Raw genomic sequence first — 17,206 nt, forward strand, 5'->3', positions numbered from 1 at the left:
AGATTCTCGCTCCTAGCTGTCGGGCACGCCGCCGCGATATTCGTTTGGCGTCATGCCGACCGTTCGTTTGAACAGCTTCTGGAAGTATATTTTGTCCCCGTAGCCGACGATATGGGCGATCTCGTACACCTTCAGGCCGGGGTGATCGCGCAGGAATTGCTTCGCCTTGTCGATGCGCACCCGGTTCAGGTAGTCGGTGATCGTCTCGCCCCGTTCGCGGCTGAACAGCTTGCTGATATAGCTCGCGTTAAAGCCGATCTTGTCCGCGATGTAAGGCAGATCCAGCTCGCGGTTGTATTCCCGGTCGATCAGCCGGCAGATGCGGTCGGCCGTCGCGGCCGCGGCGTTCTCCGCCGCCGGGGCGGCCGGCGCCGTCGGCCGGACGGCTCCGTTCGCGGCTTCGCGTTCGCGCTTGCTCTCCGCGCAGCGGTCGAGCAGCTTGAACACCTCGACCTTGTCCATCGGCTTGAGCAGGTAGTCCGCCGCGCCCGCCCGCATCGATTTCCGGGCATATTCGAAATCGTTGTAGCCGCTCAGCATGATGATGAACGCCTCGGGCAGCTTCGCCTTGGCCTGCTCGATGAAAGCAAGGCCGTCCATCATCGGCATCTCGATATCGGTGATGATGACGTCCAGATCCTCCGGTCCCATGTCCGAGAGCTTCAGCAGCGCCTCGAGTCCGTTGGCATGCTCGCCGGCGATCTCGAGCTCGCCCGGGTAACGCGACAATATCTTCACGATGCCGAGACGGATGTGCTCCTCGTCGTCGATGACCATGACCTTCAGCATTTACATCGCCTCCTCGCCGCCGCGCCCGGCCGGAATGGCGAGCTCGACCGTCGTGCCTTCGCCGGGCCGGCTCTCGATGCGCAGCCCGTAATGCTCGCCGAATTGCAGCTTGATCCGTTCATGCACGTTGTGCAGTCCGATGCCCCGTCCCGACGGATCGAGCGGGACCTGGCCATAGACGCGCTCCCGAAGCAGCCGCAGCCGCGCCTCGTCCACTCCGCTGCCGTCGTCGGCAACCGTGAACACGGCCGTCTCCCCTTCGCGGCGAACGCCGATCCGGATCGTGCCCGGTCCCGTCCGGTGCTTGAAGGCATGATGGATGGCGTTCTCGACGATCGGCTGCAGCATCAGCTTGATCGAGACGATCCGGCTCTCCCGCTCGGGAATGTCCACGACCAGCGTGTATTTGTTCGCGAAGCGTTTGTTTTGCAGCGCGACGTAGTTGCTCAGATGGTCCAGCTCGTCCGCGATCGTGACCCGCTGCTCGGCGTGATTGACGCCGTAGCGAAGCAGCTTGCCGAGCGTGAACGTCATGTCCGCCACTTCCTCGTCGTCGTTGACCTCGGCCTTCATGCGGATCGTCTCCAGCGTATTGTAGATAAAATGCGGATTGATCTGGCTCTGCAGCGCCGCGTACTCGGCTTCCTTCTTGCGCGTCTGCGTCTCCTTCACTTCCTCGAGCAGATCGCGGACGCGCGTCACCATGATATTGAAATGCCTGCCCAGCAGCCCGACCTCGTCCCGGTACTTCTGGTTGAAGCTCACGTCCAGGTTGCCGGTCTGCACCTCCTGCATCAGCGTCTTGATCTTGCTGAGCGGGCGGGTAAGCGCATACGAGATCGCGATGGCGATCAGCAGCGCGATCGTGACGAAGACGGCGGAGATGAGCAGCGTAACGTTGCGCGTGACCGTCGCCTGGCTGGTCGCTTCCGCCAGCGGGATGTAGACGAACATCTTCCAGCCGGTCAAGGCCGACCTGGCGTACGTCGTGATGTATTTCCTGCCGTCGATCTCGATCGGGAACGAGCCGCGTTCGGCCGTCGCCTTGCGGATCGACTCGTCGCCGGACAGGTCGTGGGTCGTCTGCGCGCCTTCGCTGTCGAAGACGACCCGGTCATGCTCGTCGACCAGGATGGTCTTGCCCTTCGTCACCTGATCGAAATCCTCGATCTGCCGGTTGATGGCGGTGGTGTTCGTATCGAAGACGATGAAGCCGATGGGACTGAGATCCTTGACCTGCTTCAGCTCGCGGATGACGGAGAACGCGTAATAGTTTTCCTTGCCGGCCGAGACCTCCTGCGTGCTTAGGAGCATCGGCTTGCCGTCGCCCTTGGCCGCGATCGCCGCCCATTCGTCCTTCACCTGGTCCAGGTTGCTGCGCTTGCCGCCGGACTTGATGTTGTAGCTGATATTCCCGTAGTTGTCGAACACGTAGACGGACACCGTGTCCGGCTTGATTTTGTTCAGATTGCTGATATACAGGTCCATCCCCTGCGACTTGGCAAGGCTCGTGCCCGGGTCGGACAGCCAATTCAGAAATTCCTTGTTGTACAGCGGCATCGCCGACATGTTATACAGATCGGTCACGTAATCGTCCAGCTTGAGCAGCATCTTGGACGTGATCTCGGTCGCGTACGCGGTCGTGGTCGCCTTGATCGAGCGCGTATAATAATAGGAAGAAGCATAGCCGATCATGAACAGCGGCAGGCAGACCAGCGTCAGGAACACGATGAGCAGCTTCTGCTGCATGTTCAGGTTGGCGAAGAACACCCACAATCGTTCTCCCGTCCTGCGAACCGTTCCGCGTATGCTGCCTCTCATGTCCGTTCCCCCTTGTGTCCGCCGCCTGCGAGTACAGTTATTTTACTGCACCGTTCACGATTCCGGCAAACACGTACTTCTGGAAGAACAAGTAGACGACGACGATCGGCACCATGATCAGCAATATCGCCGCGGACATCAGTTCCCATTCGGTGCTGCGCTCCGAGGAGAAATGCATCAGGCTCGTCGAGACGACCGTCAGGTTTTGGGACGGCATGTACAGGTACGGGATGAACATGTCGTTGTAGATATCGATCGTCTTGATGATGACGATCGTCGCCGTCGCGGGCGTCAGCAGCGGGAAGATGATCGTCCGGTAGATGCGGAACAAGGACGCGCCCTCCATCATCGCCGCCTCGTCCAGCTCCCGCGGGATGTTGCGAAGGAACTGCAGGTAGATGAAGATCTGCAGCACGTTCGTCCCCAGATGCAGCACGATCGACGCCCACAGCGTGTTGTAGAGATGCAGATTGTTGATCACGGTGAACGTCGCCACCTGCGTCGTGATCGTCGGGATGAACGAGACCGCGATGTAAGCGCCCAGGACGGCTTTCTTCAGCTTGAAGTCGAAGCGTCCCAGGATATACGCGACCATCGTGCCCAGCAGCACGTTGCCGATGACCGCGGCGACGATGATGATAAGCGTGTTGCGATACGCCCGGTCCAGATGGGCCCGGGTGATGACGGAGCCGAAGTTGTCGAAGTTCAGGAAGTTGTCCGGCAGCTTGAAGACGCTCGTCTGGGAGAATTCCGTCTTGGTCTTGAAGGCGTTCAGCACGAGCACCGACGGCGGGAACACGATCACGACGACGGCGGCCCATAGAATCAAATGCTGGATCAGCGAGAGCGGGCGGAATCCGGCGGCGTTCAATCCGACCACCTCCGGGTTGCCAGTCTCTGCAGGCCGAGCACGACGATGACGGCCGTGATCAGCGTCACGCTCATCGCCGACGCCATGCCGAAATTGTTGAATTTGAATGCCGTATCGATCGTCTTCGTCAGGAAGGTGTCGCTCGCGCCGAGCGGTCCGCCTCCCGTCAGGATGAACGGCAGGTCGAAGATCTCCAGCGTGCCGATGATCGTGAGGAACAGGTTTAGCTCGATGACCTTCGTAATATTCGGCAGCACGACGCGCAGCGTCGTCTGCAGGCGGGAAGCGCCGTCCATGCGCGCGGCCTCGATGATTTCCGACGGAACCGATTGCAGGGCGGCCAAGTAGATGACCATGTTGAGGCCCATGAATTTCCACAGCGTAATAAAGCCGAGCACGTGATTGACCGCCTTGGGCGATCCGAACCAGCTGATGGCGAGCGAATCGAGCCCGATGCCGTGCAGCAGGGTGTTGAACGAGCCGTACTCCGAATTGAACACGTAGTTGAACATGTACGCGACGGCGACGCCGTTCATGATATAGGGCATGAAGAGCAATACCCGGTATGCGTTGCGGCCCTTGACCTTCGAGTTGAGCATGATCGCGAAGAACAGGCCGAGCGCGTTCTGAAGCAGTCCCCAGCCCAGATAAACGAGGTTGTGCAGGAACGCTCCCCAGATCTCTTTGTTCGCGAATACTTCTTTGTAATTGCCGATGCCCGCCCACGTCTTGTCCGGACTGTAGCCGTCCCAGCTCATGAAGCTGAGGTAGACGAGGTAGAGCGCCGGATACAGCGCGAATACGGCAAGCAGCGCGATCGGCACCAGCAGGAACAGGATGATCAGAATCCTCTTCTGCAGCGCGTACGACATGCCGTTGACCATCCGATTCGACTCCTTTCGTGCCGCGCGGGCCGAGGACGACAATAGGGATGATCCGATTGCTCGGACATCCGTATCGTCGGTTTGTCAGCCGCGCGCGGCGTTGTGAACTGCCGTTCTTACTTGCCTACGGCCGCCTTGGCCGCCTGCCATTTCTTGTTGTAGCCGTCGAATACTTCCTGCATCTTGTTGACCGTCACTTCCTGGATGAACTTGAACGGATCGAACTGCATCTTGTTCTCGATCGCGGTCACGTCCTCGCTCACCGCCTGCGCTTCGAGCATCTCCGGCTTGAACGCCATGAAATCGGTGATCGGCGTCAGCGTCGCCTGCTGGTCCTTCAACGGCGAGATGATCATGTGGTCCTTATAGTCGCCGGATTCTTCGATCATGAATTTAATGAACGCCTTGGCGAGCGGTTTGTTCTTGCTCGTGGAGCTGACGGCGTACGCCCAGTCGTTGCGCATCATGCCTTTGACCGTGCCGCTGTTGTCGTACGGCATCGGCGCGAAGCCGATATCCTCCAGCGCCAGGCCGTTGCTCAGCAGGTTGGAGATCGCCCAGTTGCCGATGTACATCATGCCGGTCTTGCCGGAAGCCAGATCCTTCTGCGTCTGATCCCAGGTCGCCGAGTAGACGTCCTTCTCCAGGTCGCCGCTGTCGAACAGCTTCTTCAGAATGCCGAGCCCTTGGCCGTAAGGGCCGTCGACGGTGAACGGCGTATCCGAATTGATCTTGTCGTTGCGCAGCTTCGTGCTGCCGTAGATGAACTCGGCCGGATCCGTCCAGTACTGCAGGGTCCAACCGTCCTTGAAGGCGGTCGCCATCGGAACGATGCCGGCGGTCTTCAGCTTGTCGGCGTCGGCGTACAGCTCGTCCAGCGTCTTCGGCGGCGCCGTGATGCCGGCCTTCTCGAACGCCTTCTTGTTGTACAGCAGCCCGTTGATCGCGACCTGCTGCGTGATGCCGTACAGCTTGCCGTCGTAGGAGTTGTAGTCCTTGAAATAGATGTTGTCGTCGAGGCCCAGGTCGTCGAGCGGTTCGTAGAACTTCGGCAGATCGGCCTTCGTCGTCTCGACGAGCGAGAGCACGTCGGGCAGCTCGTTGGCGGCCATCCGCACGCGGATCGTCTGCTCGTAGTCCTTCAGCCCTTCGATCTTCACTTCCGTGCCCGGGTACTTGGCTTCGAACGCGTCGACGTACTTCTTCAGGTCGGTGTCGACCAGCTCGGTGCGGTGCGTCGCCCAGGTGATCGTGCCCTTGAGCGCCGAGCTGTCGGCTTCGCCGCCGGCGTTCGCGCCGTTTGCGTTCGTGCCGGCATTGCCCGCGTCCGCGGACGGCGCATTCGCCGCGTTCGTGTTCGAGTCGTTGCCGTTCGAGCTTCCGCAGCCGGCCAGCAAGCCGACGCCAAGCGTCATGACGAGACTTAACGCAACATTTTTGTTCATCTGTGTTCTCTCCCCGCTTTTGCTGATAGGTTATTGCCTAACTCCATAGTATGTAAATTTAATTCACATTCAAATGGCCTGATTTTGTTTTTATTAGTCAATTTTTGTTTGTTGGACGAGCAGCCCGTCATTCTCGCTCCATTGGTCTCGCTTACATGATTCGCAATCATTTCCATCTCCAAGAAATTGCCGTCATTATGTTATAATTACTAACATATCTCCGCACTAATATATAGGATGCCCTGTCCGCCGCCTTCCTCCGCGCTCATTGCCGCTTGAAGCATCCGCCTCGACTTATCATAACGCACGGACCGCGGCCAATCCTACCGAGTCCCCTTTAACGCGACTAAAATACGCCGGCCACGGACAATCGCGTCCATGGCCGGCGTACGCAAGCTTAGTGAGATTCGTTCATTCGATGCCCGCCAAAAAATTCTCGTAGGCGGCTATCATCCGGTCCATCCTGGCGTCCAATGCCTCGTCGATCGTCCGGAGCTCCGGATGCGCTTCGAAATACGCGATCGATTGCCGGATGCCCCGTTCGAAGCTCGTCGTCGCCTCGTAGCCGGGCACGAAGCGTTTGATTTTCCGGTTGTCGACGACGTAGCTGTTGCTCGCATCTCCGAACAGCCCCGCCTTGAACTCGGGCAGGAACGACGAGATGCAGGCCGACGTCATATGAATCGGTTGCGGCTTCGCGCCGATCGCCTGGCCGATCGCGTCCAGGTATTGGTTCCACGTCTTCACTTCGTCCGACGTGATATGGAACGCCTGGCCGAGCGTTTGGGTATTGCCCAGCAAGCCGACCAGCCCTTTGGCGAAATCGGTATTGTGGGTGATCGTCCACAGCGAGGTGCCGTCGCCGGGCACGACGATTTTCTTCCCCTTCCGGATGCGGTCGATCAGCGTCCACGGATGCGCTCCGCTCGTGATCGCGAACGGAATCGCGGTCTCGCCGTACGTGTGCGAGGGCCGGACGATCGTCGCCGGAAAGCCCGTTTCCCGATACGCCCGCATCAGCCGCTCCTCGCAGGCGATCTTGTCGACAGCATATTGCCAGCCCGGGTTATGCTGCGGCGCCGACTCATCGAATATATAATGGCTGGGCGGCCGTTGATACGTGGCTACCGTGCTGATGAAAATATACTGATTCGTCTTCCCCGCGAACAGCTCGACGTCCCGTTCGATATCCTCGGGCTTGAAGGCGATCCAATCCACGACCGCGTCGAAATGCTTCCCCTCGAGCAGCCGTTCCATGGCCGCCCGGTCGCGAATGTCCCCGTGAAGCACGTTGGCTCCTTCGGGCACGAAGGCTTCCCGGCGTCCGCGGTTCAGGAGATAGAGCTCCATCCCCTGCCGCGCCGCCAGCTCCGAGGCCGCCGTGCTGATCAAGCCCGTTCCGCCGATAAACAATACTTTCACCGCTATCGCTCCTTTGCATGATGAATGCCGCCCGTAGGGCGACGTCCGGCATAAAGAAGGGGCGGACGCTGCTGCGCCCTCCCCTTCGCCTGCCGGCTTAACCTTTGTTTATTCGCCTCCGCCAGCCTCGTCTTTGCCGCGCCTGGCGCCGGCTTGCCCGGCTGCCGCTTAGTCGAAGTATACCGGCTTGCCGGTCTCGGCGGAGATGTAAACGGCTTCCAAGATCGCCGATACGACCATCGCTTCCTCCGGCTTGACGAGCGGCTCCGTGTCGTTCGCGATGCAGTCGATCCACTGCCTGGCTTCGTACTCGAAGTCCGTCAGGTCTTCGCCTCTGAAGCGCTCCCTGGCCTTCGGATCGACGTCGATGACGTTCACGAACAAGTTGCCGTCCCGCTCCCCGTTGATGCGCAGGCCGTCCTTGAAATCCGCGCCGCCCTTCGTGCCGCACAGATACGAGCCCTCCGACTTGGCGATATTGAGCATCCAGCTGGTCTCGATCGAGACGACGGCGCCGTTCTTGAATTTCACGTAGCCGAAGGCGGAATCCTCCACCTCGAACTCCTCGGGATCCCAGGAGCCCCATTCGTTCGCCGCGTTTTCGGTATGCTTCAGCTTATGAAACACGCTGCCCGTCACGCTCTCCGGCTCGTAGTTGTTCATCAGCCAGAGGATAAGATCGAGCGAGTGGGTGCCGATGTCGATCATCGGTCCGCCGCCCTGCTTCTCCTTATCGAGGAATACGCCCCAGGTCGGGACGCCTCTTCGTCTGGTCGCGACCGCCTTGGCGTAATAAATCTCGCCGAGCTCGCCGTTGTCGATCATCCGCTTCAGCAGCTGGGACTGCGCCTTGCTGCGGTTCTGGTAACCGACGGACAGCTTCTTCCCGGTCCGGACATGGGCTTCGTACATCGCTTTCGCTTCGGCCCCGGTCTTTGCCATCGGCTTCTCGCACATGACGTGCTTGCCCGCTTCCATCGCATCGATGGAGAGGAACGCATGCGAGACGTTCGGCGTCAGCACGTGGACCACTTCGATCTCTTCCATGGCGAGCAGCTGCTTGTAGTCGGTGAACACCTTCGCCCCGGGCGCCCCGTATTTGTCGGCGGCCGCGCGCGCGCGTTCCTCGTTCAGGTCGCAGAAAGCGACCATCTCCGCGTTGTCCACCTTGGCCAGGCTCGGCATGTGCTTCCCGTTCGCGATCATGCCGCAGCCGATGATGCCTACTTTGATCGTCCGCATGCTCAGTTCCCTCCCGGCTGCTTGAACTCGACCGTTCTCCGCTCGCGGTGCGCGATATACGCCGCTTCGAGCAGCTCCGTCAGCTTCGTGCCGTCCTCGAGCCCGAAGGGCATCGGCCCGTCGTTCAGGATGCCGTCCACCCATTGGGTGAGCGGGAGCGGCTGCGCCTCGGGCAGGCGGAGCGAGATCCAGCCCGGCAGCCGGGAATCCGCGTGCTTCGAGATGAACCGGACGTTCTCCCCGGAGGCGATCAGCGTGCCTTCCGTGCCGTACAGCTCGAAGGCCGAAGGCGTCTGGTAGGTGACGAGGCTCGTCTCCAGCAGCGCGACCGCGTTGTTCGCGAACTCGATCGAGCACTGCGCGTTGTCTTCCACGGCCCGGCCGGTGAAATGGCTGAACATCGAAGTGATCCGTTTCGGTTGTCCGAGCAGCCAGCTGGCGAGATACATCGGATGGCAGCCGAGATCCATCATCGCGCCTCCGCCCGCCTGCTTCTCGTCGTACCAATACTCGGGCAGCCAATTGTTGAGCGCCCCGTCATGGCCGTTGCGGATGCGCAGCAGCGTCACCGCGCCGAGCAGCCCTTCGTCGAGCAGCTGCTTGGCGAGCAGCTGCGGCGGTCTGGTCCGCGCCGGGAACGAGATGCAGAACTTGACCCCGGCCCGCCGCACGGCCTCCGAGATCCGGTCGCATTCCGCGACCGTCAGCGCCATCGCTTTCTCCGTGAAGATATGCTTGCCCGCGTTCGCGGCGGCGATCATTACGTCGGCGTGCATGCTCGTGGGCGCGTCGACGACGACGGCATCCACGTCGCTTCGCTTCAGCAGCGCATCGAGATCGGATTCATAAGCCGCTCCGAGCTGTGACGCCCAAGCGCTCCCCCTGTCGGCGATTTCATCCCATACGGCCGTAATGTTAACGTTTCCAAGTGATTGCAGGTGATTCGCGTACCCTTCCGCATGAACATGCCACTTGCTTAACATGGCTACATTTAGCATTCGAGCGTCCCTCCAAATCGTAATATGAAACGGCGGCGCGTCTGTCGGTCTATGATGCGATCATTTTCGGGCTCGGCGATCTTGCTGCGGCGATGCGGCTCGGCGGGACCGGCCCAAGGCGCTACTCGTCCTCGAAGACGGAGGCCGGGTAGCCGGCGCCGAACGGCGCGTCGGGCCGCTCGTATTCGCCCGCCAAATAACGGCGCACGGTCGTGGTCCGCTCCAAATAATCCTTGTCGTTCGCGAACCGGTCGGAGAATCGGAGCCAAGGCGGACTGTAGATATAATGCATGGTGTAGCGGTCGTAATCGCCGTCATGCGCGTAGGTGCGATGCCAGACGGCGTTGTGGAACAGCAGCACGGAACCGGCCGGCGCGCAGATGACATGCCCGATCGGAAGGTCGCCTTTGTCGCGGCGAATGTCGGGCGGCAGCGGCACCTGCGCCCGATGGCTGCCCGGAATCATCTCCATGTTGCCCATTCTCGGGAGGGATTGATCGGTCAGCAAATACGAGGCGCGCAGCTGCAGCAGCGGAATCGGGTAACCCAGCTTCTTGAAATCGTAGGCGCCCGAGCCGTCCTGATGCCAGCCGCCCAAGCCGCCGAACGCCGGCTGCTTGGTGCACCAGGCGGATTGCAGAATGAAGCGGTCGCCGTACAAGGCCCTGACTTTGGGCAGTACGGCCGGATGGTCGATCAAGTCATCGAGCACTTGCTCCGTCTCGAAGCCGCGGCCGACCTGGGCCCATCCCGTCGTTCCCGCCTGCTCGTGAAGACGGGTCGCGGCTTCCAGGCATGCCTTCGCCTGGTCGGCCGTCAGTACGTTCGGTATGATCAGGTAGCCCCAGGATTCGAACATGAAGCGATCGAGCTCGGTGAATTCGCCCGGCTTGGAAATGGCGTTAAGTCCTTGAAACTGTTCAGCGGTCATGCGACAACCTCCCGACTGGATGAAGCGAGTTAGAAGCGATAGACGCGAAATCGGCGAATCTTTGCAAAGGAATGAAGCCAACGCAACCAATCCTGTAACCGTTCATTATTGCGCGCAGCCAACGACCACCACCTTCGGCATAAAGCACTCAACCAGAATATATCATACATATATAATATAAACAATTGTGAATTTTCAGACCGGAAAAATCTCGAAAACGGCTGCCCAATCGGATATGTTAACGATTACTTTTCGAAATTGAATCCAAACCGGAATTTAAATGACATATTCAATATGTCATTTAAATTCTCTTCTTCGCTTCCTTTCCTCGTTATCGGCAACCCGAATCCCGTTGCGGGACGCCATGAAGGCGCTGCCGCGCATAACAAAAAAGGCTGCGCCGTCCGCCTCCCGGCATTCGGTCGCAGCCTTCCGCATCGGGCCCTTCAAGGCCGCGGCGCTATTATCGTTCCTTCGTTCGTGCGTTATCCCCTTCAACCGGCCGCCGGCTCCGGCGGCTCCCGAAGCGCGATCGACAATTCCGCCTGATCTTCCGGCAGGTTCGCGCCGGTACGGCTCATCTCCCAATACGCCGGAAGCATGCTTCTCAGCAGATCCGCTTCGGCGCCGTTCAGCCGAAGCCCTTCGATCCGGTCGCCGGGGAAACGATAATCCGTTCCCTCGCGCTTGCCGAATTTGATGTCCAGCAGGCTCATGATGCCGCCGATCGTAATGAACGGAAAGGCGTAGCCGCCTTGCACGGCCGCCTCCACCGTCTCGAGATTATCCCGGGCGTACGTCAACAGCCGTTCCCATTTCACCTCGGGATCGACCAGCGCCGCCAGCTCTTCCTCGCTGCCCGCGCGAAGCAGCTGCACGATGCGCGCGGCCGGAAGCCCGCGCGCGATCAGCCGCTCGAGCTGCAGCGCGTACAGCTGCGGCACTTTCACTCCGGCGCCGCTCATACGAGATGGCACGCGACGCTGTGATCGTTTCCGACGTTCCGGAACAGCGGCACTTCCTCTCTGCAGCGGGCGACGGCGAACGGGCAGCGCGTATGGAACTTACAGCCGGACGGCGGATCCGCCGGATTCGGCAGCTCGCCGCTCAGCACGATCCGCTCGCGCTTCAGCTTCGGAATCGGAATCGGCACGGCCGACAGCAGCGCTCTCGTGTACGGATGAAGCGGATTGCGGAACAGCTCGTCGCGCGATGCGGTCTCCATCATCGAGCCGAGATACATCACGCCTATATGCGAGCACAGATGCTCGACGACGCTGAGGTCATGGGAGATGAACAGATAGGTCAGACCCTGCGTGTCCTGCATCTTGCGGAACAAATTGATGATCTGCGCTTGAATCGAGACGTCCAGGGCGGAGACCGGCTCGTCCGCGATGATCAGGTCGGGATTCAGGACGAGCGCCCGGGCGATGCCCACGCGCTGGCGCTGCCCGCCGGAGAACTCATGCGGGAAACGGTCGATGTGGTACGACGACAATCCGCAAGCGTTCAGCACTTCCATGACCCGGTCGCGAATCTCCTCGCGCGGCGCGAGCCCGTGATCGAGCAGCGCCTCGCCGATCGCGTCGCCGATGCGCACGCGCGGATTGAGCGAGCTGTACGGATCCTGGAAGATCAGCTGCATCTTCGGACGCAGCCGGCGCAGCTCCTGCGGCGGCAGATCGTAGAGATCGACGCCCTTGAACTTCACTTTGCCGTCCGTCTTGTCCGTCAGCCGCAGGATCGTGCGTCCCACCGTGCTCTTCCCGCTCCCCGATTCGCCGACAAGGCCGAAGGTTTCGCCTTGGCGAATGGTAAAGCTGATATCGTCGACGGCTTTGACGTTGCCCGTCGTGCGTCCGAACAGACCGGACTTGATCGGAAAATACTTCTTGAGCCCGTTCACCTCGAGCAGCGGCTGCTTCGGCTCAGACATGCGGGTTCGCCTCCTCGTACAACCAGCAGGCAACCTTCTGCCGATTGGCGGTTTCCTTCAATGCGGGCTCCGTCGTCCTGCAGATGTCCATGCAATGGGCGCACCGGTCATGGAAATAGCAAGACGGCACGAGCTCCAGCGGATTGGGCACCTGGCCCGGAATGGAATACAGCTCGTCCTGGCGCTGGTTGATGATCGGCTTGGATTTCAGCAAGCCCTGCGTGTACGGATGCTGCGGATTCTCGAACAACGCGACGACCTCGCCTTCCTCGACGACCTTGCCCGCGTACATGACCACGACGTAATCCGCCATCTCCGCCACGACGCCGAGGTCATGCGTGATCAACAGGATCGACATGCCCGATTCTTCCTTGAAACGGCGCAGCATATCGAGAATCTGCGCTTGGATCGTCACGTCGAGCGCCGTCGTCGGCTCGTCGGCGATCAGCAGCTTCGGGTCGCACGAGATCGCGATGGCGATCATGATCCGCTGCAGCATGCCGCCGCTCAGCTCGTGCGGATACGAATCCGCGATCTGCTCCGCGCGGGAGATGCCCACTTCGCCGATGAGCTCGATCGCCCGTTTCCGCGCCGCTTTCTTGCTCATTTTCCGATGCTCCATAAGCGGCTCCATCAGCTGCTCGCCGATCCGCAGCACGGGATTGAGCGACGTCATGGGCTCTTGGAAGATCATCGCGATCTCGTTGCCGCGAACGGTGCGAAGCTCGTTGCGGCCAAGCTTGAGCAGGTCCTCGCCGCGGAAGGCGATGCTTCCCCCGACGACCTGCCCCGCAGGCGCTTCGACGAGTCCCATGACCGACATGGCCGTGATGCTCTTCCCGCTGCCGGATTCGCCGACGATGCAGACGATCTCGCCTTGGCGAACCCGCAGGCTCACGTCGTCGACGGCGCGCACGACGCCTTCTTCCGTGTTGAAATGCGTGCTTAAATGCTCTATGTCAAGTACGGTATCCATGTTCGCGTACACCTACCTTTTCTGCTTGGGATCCAAGACGTCCCGCAGCCCGTCCCCGAAAATATTGATGGCGATGACGGTCGCGAAGATCGAGAAGCCGGGCGGAATCCACAGCCACGGATGGTCTTGGAAATCGATCATGTTGTTGGCCGCGTCGATCATGTTGCCCCATGTCGGCGTCGGCGCCATCACCCCGAGTCCGAAGTAGCTGAGCACGGATTCGTACAGGATGGCTCCGCCGATGTTGAGCGTGGCAATGACGATCAGCAGCGGCACCAGGTTCGGCAGCAAGTGATTGAACAGCTTCCGGCGGTCGCGAAGACCGAGGACGACGGTCGCCTGCATGTACTCCCGCTCCCGCAGGCTGAGCATCTGCCCCCGAACCATCCGGGCGAGACTCGGCCAGCCGACGATGCTGAGCATCAGCATGACGATGTACATGCGGTATTCGGTAGGCACCTTCCACTCCGACAGCAGCGCGCCCAGGATAAACAGGAGCGGCAGGCTCGGAATGGTCAGCAGCAGATCGGCCAGGCGCATGATGATTTGGTCGGCGATCCCGCGGTAATAGCCGGCGATGACGCCGAGCAGCGAACCGACGAAGACCGACAGCACCATCGAGGCGAGGCCGACGGTCAAGGAAATCCTGCCCGCCTGCAGCACGCGCGTCAGCACGTCGCGGCCGAGCGCGTCCGTGCCGAGCCAGTGCTTGAGGCTCGGCGCCTTGTTCATGAAGGCCATGTTGATCTTGTTGTCCGTATACGGCGAGAACAACGGGCCGATGAAGCAGGCCGCGAACATGAACGCCACGACGACGAAACCGAGCACGGCGAGTTTATTTTTGATCAGCCGCCTGAAGGATTGTCTCCACAGCGACGTATAGACGGGTTTGGGTTTGGGGGATGGCAGCGCTGCCGTCCCCTCTCCGTGAATCGTAGACATCCGATTGACCTCCTAAAGCCTGACCCGCGGGTCGGCGACATGGTACAAAATGTCCGAGACCAGCGTGCCGATGACGGTCAAAATCGCGATAAACAAGGTGAAGCCCATCAGCAGCGGATAATCCCGCAAGCCGAAGGATTGCATGTACAGCTGCCCGATGCCCGGCCAGTTGAAGATCTTCTCGATAATGAGCGAGCCGCCGAACAAGGCCGGAAGCTCGAAGCCGACCAGCGTAATGGCGGGCAGCAAGGCATTGCGCAGCGCGTGCGTGAACAAGACCTTGCGTTCCTTCAGCCCCTTGGCGCGGGCCGTGCGGATGTAATCCTGCTTGATGACGTCGATCATGTTGCTGCGGAAGTAGCGCGTCAAGGAGCCCACGCCGAGCAAAGTCATAACCATGACGGGCAGCATCATATGATGCACGACTTCCTTGACGTACGCGAAGCCCGTCGCGGTGCTGCCCGTCGTCAGCATGCCGCCCGGCGGAAGCCACTTCCAGTCGACGGCCATGATCTTGATCAGGAAGAGGCCGATGAAGAACGACGGGATCGACATCGCGGCGAACAGCGCCACCATGACGATCGTATCGAACCACGAATACTGCTTGTACGCGGCGATGACGCCGACGACGACCGCGATAAGCCACGTCAGGAACGTGGAGACGATCGCAAGCAGGAATGAATTCCAAATATATTGGTTAAACAAAGTGAGAACCGGCTTCTGCTGCGACAGCGAATAGCCGAAGTCGCCGTGAAAGGCGTTCTTCATCCAGATCGCGTACCGCTCGACCACGGGCTTGTTCAGCCCGTATATCTCCCGGAGCTCCGCTTTGCGCTCCGGCGTCAGCTTGATGTTGCCCGTGATGAAATCACCGGGCGTCAAGGCGTACAGGCAGAAGATCAAGAAGGAGGCCGCGAACAAAATAATGATCATGTAGAGGATCCGCTTCGTAATGTACGTGCTCATAGTCGACTCCTTAACCTGCGATTCCCCGCCCGGGGAATCGGGCAGGGAATCGCGTTCGTTTGGTTCCTTATTGGCTCAGCGACCAACTCGGCAAGCTTGGGGCGATGCCGTTGAACGGGCTGACGCTCAGATTCTGAATCCGTCCGTTGTAGGCGTACACGTTCTTCTTGTAGCTCGTGAAGATGACGGGCAGCTGATCGTTCAGCAGCTTGTAAATATCCTTGTACACGGCTTTGCGCTCGTCGATGTTCGAAGTTGCCAAGCCTTTGGCGTACAGTTCCTTGAACGCCGGATCGTCATAGCCCGGAATCTCGCCGTCGATGAACTGCAGCAGGCCGTCCGCCGGATCGGTCAAGAGCGACGTGGAGAAGGCCGCCATATCGTAATCGCCGCCTTCGACCTTGGAGACGAGCGCGTTAAAGTCCGCGAATACTTCAGGCTCGAACTTGATGCCGAGCGCTTCGAAATCTTCTTTCGCCACGGCGATGAAGACATCGGTCTCCGGCTTCTTGGAGCCGAGGTAATGGATCGTCAGCTTCTTGCCGTCCTTCTCGCGAATGCCGTCCGCGCCGGTTTTCCAGCCCGCTTGGTCCAGGAGCTGCTTCGCCTTCTCGGGATCGAATTTGTACGGGTTGATGCCGTCTTCCGTATACGACCACGAGATCAGCGACGACGGGATGTTCGCGATCTGGCCCGCGCCTTGGGCCGCGTCCACGTAGATGCTCTGACGGTCCAGGCCGTAGGTGAGCGCCTGGCGAACCAGCTTATCCTGCAGCGCCGGGTGCTTCAGGTTCAATTGCAGATAGCCGTAATTGCTCGGCGTGTAGGGCAGGATATTCACGAAGCCCATCGCCTTGAGCTTGTCGATGTTTTCCTTCGTCGCGGAGAACGAAGCGTAGTCGACTTCGCCCGTCTCGAGGTACTGCCACGTATCGCCTTGGGCCGTTTTATAGATGAAATGCTCCGTCTTCGGCTTGCCGTCGAAGTAATTCTCGTTCGCGACCATGCGAACCTCTTGGCCGGGAATGAATTTCTCCAGCTTGTACGGTCCGGTGCCGAGCGGGCTTCCGCTTAGCTTCTTCATGTAATCCAATTGTCCTTGCTTGTAATCCTTGCCATAGTACGCCTTGGACAGCACGTCCGAACCGAGCACGGTCAGGGCGCTTGCGTTCGGCTTCTCGAGCGTGACGGAAATCGTCTGCGGGTCGATCACTTTGATCCCCGAGACGCTCGTCGCCGTGCCGGCCTTGTAGGCGTCGCCGCCCTTGACGTTCAGCGTGTTCACGAGCGAATCACCGTCGTACGACTTGTCGTACAGGATCGTCCACGTGAAGGCGACGTCGTCGGCCGTAAGCGGCGTGCCGTCGCTGAATTTCAAATCCTTGCGCAGATGGTACGTATACGTCAGATTGTCCGCCGAAACTTCCCATTTCTCGGCCAAGCCCGGCGTCGGAAGTCCCTTGTCGTCGACTTTGATCAGCGGCGTGTAGAGCAGGCCCGACACGTTGCCGTCGTAGCCGCTTTGTTGGAAGTACGGCGTGAACGCGCCGCTCGGATCGGTCAGGCCGACGATGATCGTGTCCGTGCGCTGCTTGGCGACGTCCGGCAGCTTGGACATGTCCGACGCGACGACGAGCCCGGAAGCGCCCGATGCCGGGTCGGCCGCCGCGCCGTCGTTCGCCGCGGTGTTGGCCGGATTGTTCCCTGCGGGCTGGTTGGCATTCGCCGAGTTGCCGGCGCCTGCGTTGTCGTTCGCGTTGTTGCCGCAAGCGGCCAGCAGCAGCGAAGTTGCGAGTATGGCTGTGGATAACGTTACGATTCTTTTTTTCATGATACCCTCCTAAGTATAGACTGCTATTTATATCCCTTTGTTAATCCCGATAGATTTACTCAGCATTCTTTGTCCATTATAGTTACGATTTTCAGTTCTGTAAATAGAGAACCGTTAAAAAATTCTTTATATAAAGAATAACGCAATCGTTC

The 17,206-nt window shown here is 59.9% G+C and carries 15 protein-coding genes; all 15 read right to left on the reverse strand.

Going from position 1 to position 17,206, the window contains the following annotated elements; genetic code table 11:
* Positions 1 to 12: 12 nt before the first annotated feature.
* Positions 13 to 789 carry a response regulator transcription factor gene (locus GT019_RS07430; protein WP_161742425.1) on the reverse strand — a complete coding sequence of 259 codons (777 nt, stop codon included), beginning with the start codon at positions 787 to 789 and terminating at the stop codon, positions 13 to 15.
* Entirely contained in the window at positions 790 to 2,610 is a 1,821-nt protein-coding gene (locus tag GT019_RS07435; protein WP_161742426.1) for a cache domain-containing sensor histidine kinase, read from the reverse strand.
* A 37-nt stretch (positions 2,611 to 2,647) separates the two neighbouring features.
* On the reverse strand, positions 2,648 to 3,490 hold the full coding sequence (locus GT019_RS07440) for a carbohydrate ABC transporter permease (RefSeq protein ID WP_407945066.1): 843 nt from the start codon (positions 3,488 to 3,490) through the stop codon (positions 2,648 to 2,650).
* Positions 3,478 to 4,365: a carbohydrate ABC transporter permease gene (locus tag GT019_RS07445; RefSeq protein ID WP_161742430.1), complete on the reverse strand. Its 888-nt coding sequence runs from the start codon at positions 4,363 to 4,365 to the stop codon at positions 3,478 to 3,480. The genes GT019_RS07440 and GT019_RS07445 overlap by 13 nt, the downstream gene beginning before the upstream one ends.
* Positions 4,366 to 4,481: 116 nt before the next feature.
* Positions 4,482 to 5,810, reverse strand: a complete 1,329-nt coding sequence (locus GT019_RS07450) for an ABC transporter substrate-binding protein (protein ID WP_161742432.1) — start codon at positions 5,808 to 5,810, stop codon at positions 4,482 to 4,484.
* A gap of 411 nt (positions 5,811 to 6,221) precedes the next feature.
* Positions 6,222 to 7,232, reverse strand: coding sequence for an SDR family oxidoreductase (locus GT019_RS07455; RefSeq protein ID WP_161742434.1), 1,011 nt, complete (start codon positions 7,230 to 7,232; stop codon positions 6,222 to 6,224).
* A gap of 168 nt (positions 7,233 to 7,400) precedes the next feature.
* Positions 7,401 to 8,474: a Gfo/Idh/MocA family protein gene (locus GT019_RS07460; protein WP_161742436.1), complete on the reverse strand. Its 1,074-nt coding sequence runs from the start codon at positions 8,472 to 8,474 to the stop codon at positions 7,401 to 7,403.
* A 2-nt stretch (positions 8,475 to 8,476) separates the two neighbouring features.
* Positions 8,477 to 9,472, reverse strand: a complete 996-nt coding sequence (locus GT019_RS07465; RefSeq protein WP_161742438.1) for a Gfo/Idh/MocA family protein — start codon at positions 9,470 to 9,472, stop codon at positions 8,477 to 8,479.
* Positions 9,473 to 9,593: 121 nt separating this feature from the next.
* A complete protein-coding gene (locus GT019_RS07470; RefSeq protein WP_161742440.1) occupies positions 9,594 to 10,403 on the reverse strand; it encodes a phytanoyl-CoA dioxygenase family protein in 810 nt (269 codons plus the stop codon).
* 494 nt (positions 10,404 to 10,897) lie between these two features.
* Entirely contained in the window at positions 10,898 to 11,368 is a 471-nt protein-coding gene (locus GT019_RS07475) for a hypothetical protein (protein ID WP_161742442.1), read from the reverse strand.
* Positions 11,365 to 12,339 carry an ABC transporter ATP-binding protein gene (locus GT019_RS07480; RefSeq protein ID WP_161742444.1) on the reverse strand — a complete coding sequence of 325 codons (975 nt, stop codon included), beginning with the start codon at positions 12,337 to 12,339 and terminating at the stop codon, positions 11,365 to 11,367. Before GT019_RS07480 ends, GT019_RS07475 begins: the two co-directional genes overlap by 4 nt.
* Positions 12,332 to 13,315, reverse strand: a complete 984-nt coding sequence (locus GT019_RS07485; RefSeq protein ID WP_161742446.1) for an ABC transporter ATP-binding protein — start codon at positions 13,313 to 13,315, stop codon at positions 12,332 to 12,334. Before GT019_RS07485 ends, GT019_RS07480 begins: the two co-directional genes overlap by 8 nt.
* 12 nt (positions 13,316 to 13,327) lie before the next feature.
* Positions 13,328 to 14,257: an oligopeptide ABC transporter permease gene (gene opp4C, locus GT019_RS07490; RefSeq protein ID WP_161742448.1), complete on the reverse strand. Its 930-nt coding sequence runs from the start codon at positions 14,255 to 14,257 to the stop codon at positions 13,328 to 13,330.
* A gap of 12 nt (positions 14,258 to 14,269) precedes the next feature.
* Positions 14,270 to 15,223 carry an ABC transporter permease gene (locus GT019_RS07495; RefSeq protein WP_161742450.1) on the reverse strand — a complete coding sequence of 318 codons (954 nt, stop codon included), beginning with the start codon at positions 15,221 to 15,223 and terminating at the stop codon, positions 14,270 to 14,272.
* A gap of 67 nt (positions 15,224 to 15,290) precedes the next feature.
* Positions 15,291 to 17,054: an ABC transporter substrate-binding protein gene (locus GT019_RS07500; protein ID WP_161742452.1), complete on the reverse strand. Its 1,764-nt coding sequence runs from the start codon at positions 17,052 to 17,054 to the stop codon at positions 15,291 to 15,293.
* Positions 17,055 to 17,206 lie beyond the last annotated feature (152 nt).

It is taken from the genome of Paenibacillus glycinis, from assembly GCF_009909185.1.
Lineage (GTDB): Bacteria > Bacillota > Bacilli > Paenibacillales > Paenibacillaceae > Paenibacillus_Z > Paenibacillus_Z glycinis.

What these genes read in the sequence shown, in the direction of transcription:
- GT019_RS07470 (WP_161742440.1), bottom strand. Translation starts at nt 10,403, where the DNA reads ATGACCGCTGAACAGTTTCAAGGACTTAACGCCATTTCCAAGCCGGGC.
- GT019_RS07430 (WP_161742425.1), bottom strand. Translation starts at nt 789, where the DNA reads ATGCTGAAGGTCATGGTCATCGACGACGAGGAGCACATCCGTCTCGGC.
- GT019_RS07465 (WP_161742438.1), bottom strand. Translation starts at nt 9,472, where the DNA reads ATGCTAAATGTAGCCATGTTAAGCAAGTGGCATGTTCATGCGGAAGGG.
- GT019_RS07500 (WP_161742452.1), bottom strand. Translation starts at nt 17,054, where the DNA reads ATGAAAAAAAGAATCGTAACGTTATCCACAGCCATACTCGCAACTTCG.
- GT019_RS07450 (WP_161742432.1), bottom strand. Translation starts at nt 5,810, where the DNA reads ATGAACAAAAATGTTGCGTTAAGTCTCGTCATGACGCTTGGCGTCGGC.
- GT019_RS07485 (WP_161742446.1), bottom strand. Translation starts at nt 13,315, where the DNA reads ATGGATACCGTACTTGACATAGAGCATTTAAGCACGCATTTCAACACG.
- GT019_RS07460 (WP_161742436.1), bottom strand. Translation starts at nt 8,474, where the DNA reads ATGCGGACGATCAAAGTAGGCATCATCGGCTGCGGCATGATCGCGAAC.
- opp4C (WP_161742448.1), bottom strand. Translation starts at nt 14,257, where the DNA reads ATGTCTACGATTCACGGAGAGGGGACGGCAGCGCTGCCATCCCCCAAA.
- GT019_RS07475 (WP_161742442.1), bottom strand. Translation starts at nt 11,368, where the DNA reads ATGAGCGGCGCCGGAGTGAAAGTGCCGCAGCTGTACGCGCTGCAGCTC.
- GT019_RS07435 (WP_161742426.1), bottom strand. Translation starts at nt 2,610, where the DNA reads ATGAGAGGCAGCATACGCGGAACGGTTCGCAGGACGGGAGAACGATTG.
- GT019_RS07480 (WP_161742444.1), bottom strand. Translation starts at nt 12,339, where the DNA reads ATGTCTGAGCCGAAGCAGCCGCTGCTCGAGGTGAACGGGCTCAAGAAG.
- GT019_RS07445 (WP_161742430.1), bottom strand. Translation starts at nt 4,365, where the DNA reads ATGGTCAACGGCATGTCGTACGCGCTGCAGAAGAGGATTCTGATCATC.
- GT019_RS07495 (WP_161742450.1), bottom strand. Translation starts at nt 15,223, where the DNA reads ATGAGCACGTACATTACGAAGCGGATCCTCTACATGATCATTATTTTG.